13 protein-coding genes and 1 tRNA gene are annotated in these 13,919 nt (G+C 48.2%); 11 read left to right on the top strand and 3 right to left on the bottom strand.

Annotated elements, in window-relative coordinates:
- Window positions 1-3 precede the first annotated feature (3 nt).
- Entirely contained in the window at window positions 4-1,197 is a 1,194-nt protein-coding gene (locus tag HMPREF2551_RS04230) for an amino acid aminotransferase (protein ID WP_070837363.1), read from the top strand.
- A 91-nt stretch (window positions 1,198-1,288) separates the two neighbouring features.
- Here HMPREF2551_RS04230 and HMPREF2551_RS04235 read toward each other — a convergent pair.
- A tRNA-Arg gene (locus HMPREF2551_RS04235) sits at window positions 1,289-1,364 on the bottom strand.
- A 285-nt stretch (window positions 1,365-1,649) separates the two neighbouring features.
- Here HMPREF2551_RS04235 and HMPREF2551_RS04240 point away from each other — a divergent pair.
- Together HMPREF2551_RS04240 and glmM are read left to right on the top strand one after the other, a co-directional pair.
- Window positions 1,650-2,513 carry a c-type cytochrome gene (locus HMPREF2551_RS04240; protein WP_070837365.1) on the top strand — a complete coding sequence of 288 codons (864 nt, stop codon included), beginning with the start codon at window positions 1,650-1,652 and terminating at the stop codon, window positions 2,511-2,513.
- Between the two features lie 216 nt (window positions 2,514-2,729).
- Window positions 2,730-4,067: a phosphoglucosamine mutase gene (gene glmM / locus HMPREF2551_RS04245; RefSeq protein ID WP_070837367.1), complete on the top strand. Its 1,338-nt coding sequence runs from the start codon at window positions 2,730-2,732 to the stop codon at window positions 4,065-4,067.
- A gap of 77 nt (window positions 4,068-4,144) precedes the next feature.
- Here glmM and lolA read toward each other — a convergent pair whose 3' ends face one another.
- Window positions 4,145-4,765: an outer membrane lipoprotein periplasmic chaperone LolA gene (gene lolA / locus HMPREF2551_RS04250; RefSeq protein WP_036493771.1), complete on the bottom strand. Its 621-nt coding sequence runs from the start codon at window positions 4,763-4,765 to the stop codon at window positions 4,145-4,147.
- Window positions 4,766-5,054: 289 nt separating this feature from the next.
- On the opposite strand from lolA, the gene HMPREF2551_RS04255 reads away from it, so the two are divergent.
- From HMPREF2551_RS04255 to HMPREF2551_RS04270, 4 genes are all read left to right on the top strand, one after another.
- Entirely contained in the window at window positions 5,055-5,885 is an 831-nt protein-coding gene (locus HMPREF2551_RS04255) for a ferritin-like domain-containing protein (RefSeq protein ID WP_070837369.1), read from the top strand.
- Between the two features lie 15 nt (window positions 5,886-5,900).
- Window positions 5,901-6,845, top strand: a complete 945-nt coding sequence (locus HMPREF2551_RS04260) for a cation diffusion facilitator family transporter (protein ID WP_070837371.1) — start codon at window positions 5,901-5,903, stop codon at window positions 6,843-6,845.
- Between the two features lie 69 nt (window positions 6,846-6,914).
- Window positions 6,915-7,565: an HAD family hydrolase gene (locus HMPREF2551_RS04265; RefSeq protein ID WP_070837373.1), complete on the top strand. Its 651-nt coding sequence runs from the start codon at window positions 6,915-6,917 to the stop codon at window positions 7,563-7,565.
- A gap of 98 nt (window positions 7,566-7,663) precedes the next feature.
- Window positions 7,664-8,857: an amino acid aminotransferase gene (locus HMPREF2551_RS04270; protein WP_003747548.1), complete on the top strand. Its 1,194-nt coding sequence runs from the start codon at window positions 7,664-7,666 to the stop codon at window positions 8,855-8,857.
- Between the two features lie 64 nt (window positions 8,858-8,921).
- On the opposite strand, the gene HMPREF2551_RS04275 is transcribed toward HMPREF2551_RS04270, so the two are convergent.
- Window positions 8,922-9,335, bottom strand: a complete 414-nt coding sequence (locus HMPREF2551_RS04275; RefSeq protein WP_070837375.1) for a YqaA family protein — start codon at window positions 9,333-9,335, stop codon at window positions 8,922-8,924.
- Window positions 9,336-9,645: 310 nt separating this feature from the next.
- Here HMPREF2551_RS04275 and HMPREF2551_RS04280 point away from each other — a divergent pair, with 310 nt between their 5' ends.
- The 4 genes from HMPREF2551_RS04280 (at window position 9,646) to nth (ending at window position 13,876) form a co-directional block, all read left to right on the top strand.
- Window positions 9,646-10,833 (top strand): sugar MFS transporter, encoded by a 1,188-nt coding sequence (locus tag HMPREF2551_RS04280; protein WP_283122415.1) that lies wholly within the window; start codon window positions 9,646-9,648, stop codon window positions 10,831-10,833.
- Window positions 10,834-10,925: 92 nt separating this feature from the next.
- The gene (locus HMPREF2551_RS04285; RefSeq protein ID WP_070837377.1) at window positions 10,926-11,549 is read left to right on the top strand and encodes an alpha/beta fold hydrolase; all 624 of its coding nucleotides are present in this window, start codon (window positions 10,926-10,928) and stop codon (window positions 11,547-11,549) included.
- 180 nt (window positions 11,550-11,729) lie between these two features.
- Window positions 11,730-13,109: a Na+/H+ antiporter NhaC gene (gene nhaC, locus HMPREF2551_RS04290; RefSeq protein ID WP_070837379.1), complete on the top strand. Its 1,380-nt coding sequence runs from the start codon at window positions 11,730-11,732 to the stop codon at window positions 13,107-13,109.
- Between the two features lie 137 nt (window positions 13,110-13,246).
- The gene (nth, locus tag HMPREF2551_RS04295; protein ID WP_003685196.1) at window positions 13,247-13,876 is read left to right on the top strand and encodes an endonuclease III; all 630 of its coding nucleotides are present in this window, start codon (window positions 13,247-13,249) and stop codon (window positions 13,874-13,876) included.
- Window positions 13,877-13,919 lie beyond the last annotated feature (43 nt).

The raw sequence follows: 13,919 nt of genomic DNA on the forward strand, positions 1-13,919 counted from the left end.
ACCATGTACCGTCATGTCGAGTATTATCCGGGCGACCCGATTTTGAGTTTGGTTGAAACCTTCAAACGCGACGAGCGTCCTGAAAAAGTCAATTTGAGCATAGGCATTTATTTTGATGACGAAGGCAAAATGCCGGTTTTGGAATCTGTCCGCCGGGCAGAAGCAGAGCGTGCGGCTGTACCGCGCCCATCGCCTTATCTGCCGATGGAAGGTTTGGACACTTACCGAAGCGCGGTTCAGCGTTTGCTGTTTGGCAAGGATAATCCGGCATTGGCAGAAGGGCGCGTTGCAACCATACAGACTTTGGGCGGTTCAGGGGCGTTGAAAGTCGGTGCCGACTTTTTGCACCGTTGGTTCCCTGAAGCGAAAGCCTATGTCAGCGACCCGACTTGGGACAACCATAAAGGTATTTTTGAAGGCGCCGGTTTTGAAGTGGGGACGTATCCTTATTACAACCCTGAAACAGTCGGCGTGAAATTTGAAGAAATGACTGCGTTTTTCAAAACCTTGCCGGAAAACAGCGTCTTGATTTTGCACCCATGCTGTCAAAACCCGACCGGCGTCGATATGTCGCAAGCGCAATGGGATGAAGTGTTGGACATCATCAAAACGCACAAGCTGATTCCGTTTATGGATATTGCCTATCAAGGTTTCGGCGAGGATTTGGACAGCGATGCCTATGCAATCCGTAAAGCCGTCGAAATGGGCCTGCCTTTGTTTGTCAGCAACTCTTTCTCGAAAAATCTGTCACTGTACGGCGAGCGCGTCGGCGGTTTGAGCGTAGTGTGTCCCAATAAGGAAGAAGCAGAGCTGGTGTTCGGACAGTTGAAATTTACCGTCCGCCGTATTTATTCGAGCCCTGCCGCGCATGGTGCATATATTGCATCTGATGTGATGAACAGCGATGATTTGCGTGCTTTGTGGGAAAACGAGGTTTACGCCATGCGCGACCGCATCCGTGCCATGCGTCAGAAGCTTTATGATGTTTTGACGGCCAAAATCCCCAATCGCGATTTCAGCTATTTCATCAAACAGCGCGGCATGTTCAGCTATACAGGCCTGACCGTAGAGCAGGTACACCGCCTGCGCGACGAGTTTGCCGTTTACCTGCTGGATTCGGGCAGGATGTGTGTGGCCGGTTTGAATGCATCGAATATCGATTATGTGGCCGAGGCATTTGCCAAAGTGTTGCAATAGCCGTTCAATCTGAAATTGAATGTAGTTTTATTTGAAGTAAATCAAAAGGCCGTCTGAAAAATTTTCATCTTTCAGACGGCCTATTTATAATTGGCGCACCCAACAGGGATCGAACCTGTGACCTCCAGCTTCGGAAACTGACACTCTTCCAACTGAGCTATGGGTGCGAAAGCCGTAAGGTTAACGCATATTGGCTTTATTGGCAAAGTTTATCTTGAAAGTGTCTGAAAGTGGCATTGGCGGTCACTTTTTTGCATGGCTGGAATAATCAATTAACTACAAAGGCTTAGCAGAATTCAGACGGCCTTTTGAGGATTTTTGCGTATCTTTTTCTCAAGATGGATTGGAAAGCCTTTGCGAATTCAGTATAATCCAGCAAAATATTGTTAATTGCGTTTAACACATAAACTATAACTTACAGCACAACCTAACCTAACGGCGAGGCCTACCAAATGAAACAACTCCGCGACCACAAAGCCCAAGGCTCTGTATTGTTCACCCTTGTGAGCGGTATCGTTATTGTTATTGCAGTGATTTTCTTCCTGATCAAACTGGCGGGAAGCGGTTCATTCGGCGATGTTGCCGAAACAACCGAAGCTGCAACTCAAACCCGTATCCAGCCAGTCGGCCAACTTAAAATGGGCGACGGCATCCCTGTCGGCGAACGTCAAGGCGACCAGATTTTCAACAAAATCTGTATCCAATGTCACGCCGCGGACAGCATCGTTCCCAAAGCGCCTAAATTTGAAAACAAAGGCGATTGGGCGCCTCGCATTGCACAAGGTTTCGATACCTTGTTCCAACACGCTTTGAACGGTTTTAACGCAATGCCTGCCAAAGGCGGTGCGGCTGATTTGACCGACCAAGAATTGAAACGTGTCATTACTTATATGGCCAACAAAGCCGGCGGTAATTTCCCTGATCCTGATGCAGGCGCTCCTGCAGATGCCGCTGCGTCCGGCGAAGCTGCTTCAGCTCCTGCTGCGGACGATAACGCCGCTGCTCCTGCAGATGCTCCTAAAGCAGACGCTGCCAAAGCTGAAGACAAAGGTGCAGCTGCCGGCGGCGCAGACGGTAAAAAAGTTTACGAAGCCAACTGCCAAGCATGTCACGGCGGTGCAGTTCCAGGTGTTCCTCATGTAGGTAAAAAAGAAGACTGGGCTCCTCGTATCAAACAAGGTAAAGACACCCTGCACAAACACGCACTCGAAGGCTTTAACGCAATGCCTGCCAAAGGCGGTAACGGTAGCCTGAGCGATGATGAAGTGAAAGCTGCAGTTGATTACATGGCTAATCAGTCTGGTGCTAAATTCTAAGATTTGATTTTGAATCTCGAATAGGAAGCGCATTCTGCAAAAGGATGCGCTTTTTTCGTGCAGGAAATCCGGATCTTGCTATAATACTGAAGTAGTAAATTATTCTCATGATCAAGGGTCGTCTGAAAGATTCAGACGGCCTTCGAATACAATCAAGATTCTTTTAAAGAAGTTCAACCATATTCACATACGACAAAACAATCACGGAGTTATCTCATGGCAAAAAAATATTTCGGTACTGACGGTGTGCGCGGTGAAGTCGGTCAGTTTCCTATCAATCCTGATTTTGTCCTGAAATTAGGTTATGCGGCAGGTCAGGTTTTGGTGCAGCACGAAGGCGAAATCAAACCGACCGTCTTGATCGGTAAAGACACGCGTATTTCAGGCTATATGTTGGAAGCCGCGCTGATTGCCGGTTTTACCGCCGCCGGTGTCAATGTTATTCAAACCGGCCCTCTGCCGACTCCGGGCGTGGCGTATTTGACCCGTGCTTTGCGTTTGTCTGCCGGTGTGATGATTTCTGCTTCCCACAACGTTTATTCCGATAACGGCATTAAATTCTTTGCCGAAGGCGGTGTGAAGCTGAGCGATGAAATCGAGTTGGAAATCGAAGCCAAAATCGATGAGGAAATGAAAACCCAGCCGTCCAGCCGTCTTGGCCGCGCGCGCCGGATTAATGGTGCGGATGACCGCTATATCGAGTTCTGTAAATCCACTTTCCCAAGCCATTTGGACTTGCGCGGTCTGAAATTGGTGGTCGATACCGCCAATGGTGCGGGCTATGCGGTTGCGCCTAAAGTATTCCATGAATTGGGTGCGCAAGTGGTCAGTATCGGTAATGAGCCGAACGGCTACAACATCAATGAAAAATGCGGTGCGACCCATTCGAAAGCTTTGCAAGCTGCTGTGTTGCAAAATGAAGCCGATTACGGCATTGCCTTGGATGGCGACGGCGACCGTTTGATGATGGTTGACCGAAATGGCAAAGTGTATGACGGCGACAGCTTGATTTATGTGATTGCCAAAGCACGCGCGCACGAAGGCGTGGAAATCGGCGGCGTGGTGGGTACGGTAATGACCAATATGGCGATGGAAGTTGCTTTGAAAGAGCAGGGTGTTGATTTCTGCCGCGCCAAAGTAGGTGACCGCTATGTGTTGGAACAGCTCCATCAACGCGGTTGGCTGATTGGCGGCGAAGCCAGCGGCCATATTTTGTGCATGGACAAACACAATACCGGCGACGGCATCATTTCCGCGCTGCAAGTTTTGGCTGCATTGCAAACCTTGAATCAAGACCTTGCCACCGTTTGCGCCGATTGGCAGCCGTATCCGCAAACCATGATTAACGTTCGCATCAAAAAAGGCCAAAACTGGCAGGATGCTTCCAAAGAGGCTTTGGCCGAAGTGGAAAAAGAACTCGAAGGCAAAGGCCGCGTGGTCTTGCGTGCATCCGGTACCGAGCCTGTCGTGCGCGTGATGGTGGAAGCCAAGCAGGCAGATTGGGCGAAAAAAGGCGCAGAAAAAATTGCCGCTGCCATTCAAGGTCAAAAGTAACAGTGTGTTTGATGTTGAATTGAACTAAAATAAAAGGCCGTCTGTTGTTCAGACGGCCTTTGTGTTTCATTAGAAGCTTAATTGCTCAAGACATCAACGCCTTTAGGAGGGGTAAATTTGAACATACCGCTGGAAAGGTTAGGTTTGGTGTTCAAACCGCTGAAGCTGATGCTGGTTTGGTTGCCGAAGCTGTCTTTCAGCTGCATGGCGGCGAGGTTGTCGCCTTTGAAGCCGATGCGGATGTATTGGTAGCCGGCGTTGTTTTTCTTAGGCGTAGCCAAAACATAGTCGATGCCGTTGGCAGAACCGTCTTCTTTCAACGTGTAACTGCTGTCCAATGCCGTTTTGTTGGAGAGGATGGCGGCAGGGCTGTCGCCGATGGTCTGGTCTTGTGAGGACTTGGTTACTTGCGCCAAATCTACGTCATAGAGCCAAATGGTTTTGCCGTCGCCGACGATGGTTTGTTTGTAGGGTTTGGTGTATTCCCATTTGAACAAACCCGGGCGCAGGATTTTGAATGTGCCGTATGTGGTTTGGGTTTTCTTTTTGCTGTGAACGGTTTGGCTGAAGTTGCCGCTGATACCGTCGGCGTCATTATTGAATTTTTTCAGGGCGTCCACTGCGCCGGCTTGTGCAAAGCCGATGGCTGAAGAAAGCAGCGCGGCAGCGGTCAGGGTGAACAGTCGGGTAGTTTTCATGTTTTGGTTCCTTGTTCGGAGAGATGGGTTCAGTATAGACGTTATGGTGTAACAGGCAAGGGGCTGAAGGGCGGGTTTAATTTGTGTAAATATGAAAAATCCAAGCAAGTATCTGAAATAATTTTATTTCTTCAGACGGCCTGTATTTGGTTTTGACGTTTTTTTAATGAAACGCATAAGGGCTTGGTGTGGTATTTAATGTCATTTTACGGAAAGCGTGAAATTATAGTCTTTCTGTTTGCTTTTTAAAACGGTTATAATATTTATCTTTTGAAAACAATGGTTTTGTATGTATCTGAATCCTTATCCTTTATTGGAACAGGCTTTGCTGTCGGACAATCCGGATGAAAAAGGAAAATTGACGCAGGCCTTGTTTGTGCAGTTGGGCGAGGCGGAAGGCTTGACGGCTGAAGCGTCGAAACCCGTGGATTGCCGTTTTGTCGGCCATCCGTTGCGTCCGCGTTTGGTTGCGCCTTCGGAGGTTACGCCGCGCAAGATGAATACGGTCGAAGGCTATGCGGCGATGTTGCATGCGATTGCGCATATTGAATTTAACGCGATTAATCTGGCTTTGGATGCGGCGTATCGTTTCCGCAATATGCCGTTTCAGTTTGTGCGCGATTGGGTAAGGGTGGCGAAAGAAGAAGTGTTTCACTTCGGCTTGATGCGTGGCCGTCTGAACAGCTTGGGCTACGATTACGGCGATTTTGAAGCGCACGGGCATTTGTGGGACATGGCGTATAAAACCGCTTACGATCCCTTGTTGCGCATGGCTTTGGTGCCGCGGGTGTTGGAAGCGCGCGGTTTGGATGTTACGCCGGGTATTCGTGCAAAAGTGTCGCAGCGTGGCGATATGGAAACCTGCGATGTGTTGGATATTATTTACTGCGATGAAGTGGGGCATGTCGCCATCGGCAATCATTGGTATCAGCATCTTTGCCGTGAGCGCGGTTTGGAACCGGTTGCCCTGTTTCGCAGCCTGATTGCGCGTTACGATATGTTTATCTTCCGCGGCTACGTCAATATCGAAGCACGGGAACGTGCAGGATTCAGCCGTTTCGAGCTGGATATGTTGGAAGATTTTGAGAAAAGTTTGAAACAGGATAAAAAGGCCGTCTGAAACGGTAAAACCATCATGGCACATCATCACGATCATTCGCACGCGCATACGCATACCGCCAACAAGCAGGTATTGCGCATTTCATTTTTCGTTATTGCCGGATTTATGCTGGTTGAGGCGGTCGGCGGCTGGCTGACCAACTCTCTGGCCCTGCTTTCCGATGCGGGGCATATGTTCAGCGATGCGTTTTCGCTGGGTATGGCATTGTGGGCATTCAAACTTGGCGAGAAACAGACCACGCTGCAAAAGACATTCGGTTACAAGCGTTTTGAAATTTTGACGGCGATGTTTAACGGATTGTCGCTGGTGTTGATTGCGGCGATGATTTTTTATGAAGCAGTCAAACGATTGTTTTATCCGCCGGAAATTTTGACGAGCGGCATGTTGGTGGTCAGTATCATCGGATTGCTGGTCAACATCGGCGTCGCCGTTTATATGTTGAAAAATAGCGATACTGAAGAAAACGTCAATATGCGCGGCGCGTATCTGCATGTAATCAGCGATTTATTCGGTTCGATAGGGGCGATTGTCGCAGCAGTGCTGATAATGGCGTATGGCTGGCAATGGGCGGATACAGTTGCCAGCGTATTGGTGGCGGCTTTGGTAGGGCGCAGCGGCTGGACGCTGTTTAAACAGACTTTGCACATTTTGATGGAAGGTGCACCGGAAAACATCCATACCGATGAGTTGCTCAGCGTGATCCGCAATACAGAAGGCGTAAAATCCGTTCATGACTTGCATGTTTGGACGATTACCAGCAATATCCACGTTTTGTCCTGCCATATTGTTGTCGATGGCAGCATGACGGTTTCCGAATCCGAACAAATCGCCTACCGCATCGAACATGAGTTGGCGCATCACAACATCGGACATTGTACGATTCAGATTGAAAGCGAACGGCATCCGCATAAAGATGAAGTTTTGTGTTCGCAGGAAATGCATGAACATCATCACCATTAACCATATTCAGGCCGTCTGAAACTTGTTGAATTGTTCAGACGGCCTTCTAAAATCATCAAAGGAACACTTATGACCCAAGCCGTATTATTCGACCTTGACGGCACGCTTGCCGATACCGCGCTTGATTTGGGTGGCGCGCTCAACACGGTATTGCGCCGACACGGTTTGCCAGAAAAAAGCATGGATGAAATCCGTCCGCAGGCCAGCCACGGTGCGAGCGGTTTGCTCAAACTCGGTGCAGGCATTACGCCCGAGCATCCGGACTATATGCAATGGCGCAAAGAATTTTTGGACGAATACAGCCGCTGCTATGCCGATCAAACCATCTTGTTCGACGGCGTAAACGAAATGCTGGAAGCCTTAGTTCGACGCGGTATCCAATGGGGCATTATCACCAACAAGCCCATGCGTTTTACCGATGTCCTCGTGCCTAAGCTCGGGTTTACCGTGCCTCCTGCCGTGATTGTCAGCGGCGATACTTGCGATGAGCCCAAGCCCAGCGTGAAGCCTATGTTTTATGCGTGTGAACAGATGGGTGTCGAAGCGCAGCGATGCTTTTATGTCGGCGATGCCGAGCGCGATATGCAGGCAGGCAAGAATGCCGGGATGACAACCGTGCTTGCCGATTGGGGCTATATTTCTGCCGAAGACCAAACCGAAAACTGGCTTGCCGATTTCCGTATTGCCACGCCTTTGGATTTGTTGGCAATCTTGCGTTAAAACCCTGTAATAATCCGTTTTCAGACGGCCCGAAACGGCGTAAAATTACATAAATTTGTATTTTTTCAACCGTTTTACTACTTGTAAAGAGAAAAATCATGTTCTTCAAGCATATCGAAGCAGCTCCTGCTGATCCGATTTTAGGTTTGGGCGAAGCGTTTAAAGCCGAAACCCGTCCCGAAAAAGTCAATCTCGGCATCGGCGTGTACAAAGACGCATCCGGCGCAACGCCTATTGTCAAAGCCGTCAAAGAGGCTGAAAAACGCCTGCTGGAAAGCGAGACAACTAAAAACTACCTGACCATCGACGGCGTTGCCGATTACAACGAGCAAACCCAAATCCTGTTGTTTGGCAAAGACCACGAAATCATTGCCAGCCGTCGCGCCAAAACGGCGCAAAGCCTTGGCGGTACAGGCGCATTGCGTATTGCGGCCGAATTTGCCAAACGTCAGTTGAACGCGCAAACCATCTGGATTTCCAATCCGACTTGGCCAAACCACAACGCCATCGCCAAAGCGGTCGGTATCCAAGACAAACCGTATCGTTATTACGATGCCGCCAAACACGGTTTGGATTGGGACGGCATGATTGAAGACTTGAGCCAAGCGCAAAAAGGCGACATCGTCCTGCTGCACGGCTGCTGCCACAACCCTACCGGCATCGATCCTACGCCCGAACAATGGGAAACTTTGGCTAAACTTTCTGCCGAAAAAGGCTGGTTGCCGCTGTTTGACTTTGCCTACCAAGGCTTCGGCAACGGCTTGGAAGAAGATGCCTACGGCTTGCGCGTATTCTTGAAATACAATAAAGAATTGCTGATTGCCAGCTCTTATTCCAAAAACTTCGGCATGTACAACGAACGTGTCGGCGCGTTTACTTTGGTGGCCGAAGACGAAGAAACAGCAGCCCGCGCCCACAGCCAAGTCAAAACCATCATCCGTACCTTGTATTCCAACCCGGCTTCACACGGTGCGAACACCATTGCGCTGGTGTTGAAAAATGATGATTTGAAAGCACAATGGATTGCCGAACTTGACGAAATGCGCGGCCGCATCAAAGCCATGCGTCAAAAATTTGTCGAGTTGCTCAAGGCTAAAGGTGCAAGCCAAGACTTTGATTTCATAATCGAACAAAACGGCATGTTCTCTTTCAGCGGCTTGACTCCCGAACAAGTCGACCGTTTGAAAAACGAGTTTGCCATTTATGCCGTCCGCTCCGGCCGCATCAACGTTGCCGGCATTACTGATGACAATATCGATTATTTGTGCGAGAGCATTGTGAAAGTGTTGTAATTGTCGAATTAAAGGCAAAGGCCGTCTGAATCATTCAGACGGCCTTTATTTTTGACTTGTCAGCTTATCCGGCAACTGCGTTCATTCCCCAATAAATCATGGCATAGCGCAGCAGTTTGCCTGCAATCAGAATGATGGCGCAATGCAAGGCATTGAGCCTGAGCCAGCCTGCGGCAAGGGGGAGGGCATCGCCGATAATGGGTAGCCATGCAAATAATAGCGGCCAAATTCCCCAACGATTAAGCCTTTCCAACATTTTTTCAGACGGCCTTTTTTTATTTGGAAACATCCTGCCCATGTAATACGAAACCATACTGCCCAAGCCATTCGCCAACCCGGCACACAAACATGCGCCGAGGGCGTGTTGCGGGTATTGGTACACAAATGCGGCGTATGCCGCCTCGGATGTACCCAGAAGTAGTGTGGCAGAAGTAAAGGCAGAGGCAATCAGGCCAAGGTAAGCGTAAAGAAGAGGCATATTTTGAGTTATATCAAGGAGTATTGTAAAAAAGAAATAACAGGCTTAATAAGAGGATTATGCCTTTATTTTTTAATCTATCAAAAGATAAATCCAATATTATTGAATTCTTTAAAATTAAACGGTTGAAGGATAATGTAGTCAGATGTCGGAAAATAGTTTTCAAAGTGACGGATTATCAGTATGAGACGGGCGGCTGTTAATGAGTGTTAAGTTTAATGAACTGATTTAAGCTCATTTTTCCAGCAAATCTTAACAAAACGAAAGGCAAATCATGTCTGTGCATTCACAATAAAATCATACTCCTGCGCTGGTTGTCCTAACCACACTCTTTTTCATGATGGGTTTCATTACCTGCATGAACGATATTTTGATTCCGCATTTGAAAGATATTTTCGACCTGACTTATGTTCAGGCGATGCTGATTCAATTCTGTTTCTTTACCGCTTATGCGATTATGTCGATCCCGATGGGCTATTTGGTCGGCAAAATCGGCTATAAAAACGGCGTGATTAGCGGCTTCGTATTGACTGCCATCGGCTGTCTGCTCTTCTATCCTGCTGCCGGCAGTCATTCTTATGCAACTTTTTTGGGTGCATTGTTTATTTTGGCTTCAGGTGTAACACTGTTGCAAGTAGCGGGTAATCCTTATGTGACCCTGTTGTCCAAACCGGGTAAAGAATCTGCAACACTGACTTTGGTTCAGGCATTCAACTCTTTGGGTACGACTATTGCTCCGCAAATCGGCGCATTCCTGATTTTGGCTGATGCAACACAAACTGTCAGCAAAGCCGAGCAAATTTCTTCCGTTCAAATTCCGTATTTAGGGTTGGCCGGTTTGCTGATTATTTTGGCTGTGTTTGTCAAAATGATTCGTTTGCCTGATGCGCGTAAAATTGCCGAAGAAGAGAGCGAACATAACCATGATGGCAAACACAGTGTTTGGCAATACCGTCATTTGTTTTTTGGTGCGGCCGGTATTTTCTGTTATGTCGGTGCGGAAGTATCCATCGGTTCTTTATTGGTCAGTGTGTTGGGCTATCTGAAAGGTTTGGACCACGCATCTGCCGCAAAATATTTGTCGTTCTACTGGGGCGGTGCAATGGTCGGCCGTTTCTTAGGCTCTGCCATCATGGCGAAAATTGCGCCTAACCGCTATTTGGCATTTAACGCTACCGCTGCTGTTGCCTTGTTGGGCGTTGCTATGTTGGCAAGTAAAGCCAGTGCGGATATTGCGATGTGGGCATTGTTGGCCATCGGCTTCTTCAACTCCATCATGTTTCCGACCATTTTCTCTTTGGCAACCAAAGGTCTGGGCCGATTCACCAGCAGCGCTTCCGGCGTATTGTGTACTGCGATTGTCGGCGGTGCGATTGTGCCTGTGGTACAAGGTTGGGCTGCGGATACTTACGGTTTGATGATTTCTTTCGTCGTATCCGCGATCTGTTATGTATACATTGTCTTCTTTGCGATTAAAGGCTACAAAGCTGACGAATAATTCATCATGATAAAAGGCCGTCTGAAACCCTATGGGATTTCAGACGGCCTTTTTACTTTGTGGCATAATGATTTAAATGACAGGAGGAAAAAATGGCCAAAATCATTTTGCTGCATGGCTTGCACATGCATTCATGGGTAATGAAACCGCTGGCGTATTTGCTGGAACAAGAAGGTTTTGAAGTTGCGCTGTTCGATTATTACAGTGTTTTGCATTCGATGAACCGACATGTTGAAGGTTTGGCGCGATGGATTGATGAGAACCATGCTGATGAAACGCTGCACTTTGTCGGCCATAGTTTGGGCGGGTTGGTCTTACGCAATTTTGCGGCGGCATATCCGGATAAAGTCAGCGGCCGTATCGTTACCATGGGGACGCCGCATCAAGGCAGCCGTGCCGCGCAGCGTGTGTTCAATATGGGTTTGCAAAAACCGGTATTGGGCGGCTCGTATAAAGGCGCATTGGACGGCGGTATGCCGGAATTGCCAAAGGGTGTTGAGTTGGGCAGTATTGCCGGCAATAAACCGTATGGGCTGGGTCGTGTTTTAGGTTTACATGGCGAACATGATGGTACGGTTTTGGTCAGCGAAACGCATTGTCCGAATATGCGTGATCATGTTGTTTTGCCTGTCAGCCATAGCGGTATGCTGTTTAACCGTAAAACGGTCGAGCAAGTAGTGGCATTTTTGCATGATGGATGTTTTAAAAAGCAATAAAATTCCATTTATTTCTATTTAAAAATATTTAATTTTAATAATTTGATATATTTTAAAGAAAGTGTCGCAGTTTTACTGAAGCTGTTTTTATAAAATAACAGGCAGGCCGTCTGAAAAACGGGTTTCAGACGGCCTGTTATGCTAAAATCTGTTAAATACTTATTAAAAAGGCAAAGAACAATGTTTGCTTTCAAATCCTTACTGAATATGCCGCGCTTTGAGGCCATCGCTGTGGCCTTGGCTTTGGTGGCGGCAATGGGTTATACGATTATTTCGCTTGAATGGCTGCCGCATATGTCGATTGTGACGGCGATTGTGGTCTTGCTGTTGTACGGTTTGATGCGCGGCTTGAAATATCAAGATATGCAAAACGGTATGATAGGCGCGGTCGGGCAGGGCATGGGCGCGATTTATCTGTTTTTCTTTATCGGCCTGATGGTCAGCGCGCTGATGATGAGCGGTGCGATTCCGACGCTGATGTATTACGGTTTCGGATTGATTTCGCCGACTTATTTTTACTTCTCGGCGTTTGCGCTTTGCTCGATCATCGGTATTTCCATCGGCAGTAGTTTGACGACTTGTGCGACTGTCGGCGTGGCATTTATGGGTATGGCGGCTGCGTTTCATGCCGATATGGCGATGACGGCAGGTGCGATTGTGTCGGGTGCGTTCTTTGGCGATAAAATGTCGCCGCTTTCTGATACGACCGGTATTTCCGCTTCGATTGTCGGCATTGATTTGTTCGAGCACATCAAAAACATGATGTACACCACTGTGCCTGCGTGGTTGATCAGTGCGGCGTTGATGCTGTGGCTCTTGCCCAATGTTGCCGCGCATGACATGAACAGCGTCGAAGCTTTCCGCGCGCAATTGGAAGCAACCGGTTTGGTGCATGCTTACTCGTTGATTCCGTTTGCCTTGCTGGTTATCCTCGCACTGATGCGCGTGAATGCCATTGTAGCCATGTTGTTTACCGTTATAGTGGCGCTGATTGTGACTTACTTCCACAGTACGCCTGATTTGAAACAGCTGGGCGCGTGGTTTTACAGCGGATACAAACTCGAAGGCGAAGCATTTAAAGACATTGCCCGTTTGATTTCTCGCGGCGGCTTGGAAAGCATGTTCTTTACGCAAACCATCGTGATTCTCGGCATGAGTTTGGGCGGCCTGTTGTTCAGCATTGGTGTGATTCCGTCTTTGCTGGAAGCCATTCGTGCGTTCCTGACCAATGCCGGACGCGCTACTTTCAGCGTGGCCATGACATCGGTCGGTGTCAACTTCCTGATTGGCGAGCAATACTTGAGTATCCTGCTTTCCGGCGAAACCTTTAAGCCGGTTTATGACAAGCTTGGTCTGCATTCGCGCAACCTTGCCCGTACGCTGGAAGATGCGGGTACGGTCATCAACCCGTTGGTGCCTTGGAGCGTCTGCGGCGTATTTATCAGCCATGCCTTGGGCGTGCCTGTTTGGGAATACCTGCCTTACGCCTTCTTCTGCTACTTGAGCTTGGCTCTGACTCTGGTGTTCGGCTGGACAGGGCTGACTTTGAGTAAGAAGTAAACCGCACATTAAAATAGCAATCTTTTATAAAATCAGGCCGTCTGAAAACAATTTCAGACGGCCTTGTTTTACTTGAAGTAGCCGTATTAGCATGATTTCACTATAATTGCTGCGCCAATAAAAAAATAATCTAAACAATGAACAAACAAATCCGCCAAGAAATTTTCGAGCGTTTCCGTGCTGCCAATCCTCATCCGACTACCGAGTTGAATTTCAGCTCGCCGTTTGAGCTGCTTATCGCCGTTTTATTGTCTGCGCAGGCAACTGATGTCGGCGTGAACAAAGCGACTGCCAAACTCTTTCCCGTTGCCAATACGCCGCAAGCCATGTTGGATTTGGGGCTGGACGGCGTGATGGAATACACCAAAACCATAGGCCTCTACAAAACCAAGTCCAAGCACATCATGCAGACTTGCCGTATTTTGCTGGAGAAATACAACGGCGAAGTGCCTGCTGACCGTGAGGCTTTGGAATCTTTGCCCGGCGTTGGCCGTAAAACTGCCAATGTGGTGCTGAATACTGCATTCGGGCAACCTGTTATGGCGGTCGATACCCATATTTTCCGCGTCTCCAACCGTACCAAAATTGCTCCGGGCAAGGATGTGCGCGAAGTTGAAGACAAGCTGATGCGCTTTATTCCCAAAGAATTTTTGATGGATGCCCATCACTGGTTGATTTTGCATGGCCGCTATACGTGCAAGGCTTTAAAACCGCAATGCAGCAAATGTTTGATTAACGATTTGTGCGAATATCCGGCAAAAATGTAAATAAAAACATAAGAAAAAGGCCGTCTGAATTTCAGACGGCCTT

The sequence above is a fragment of the Neisseria sp. HMSC066H01 genome, assembly GCF_001837375.1.
GTDB lineage: Bacteria > Pseudomonadota > Gammaproteobacteria > Burkholderiales > Neisseriaceae > Neisseria.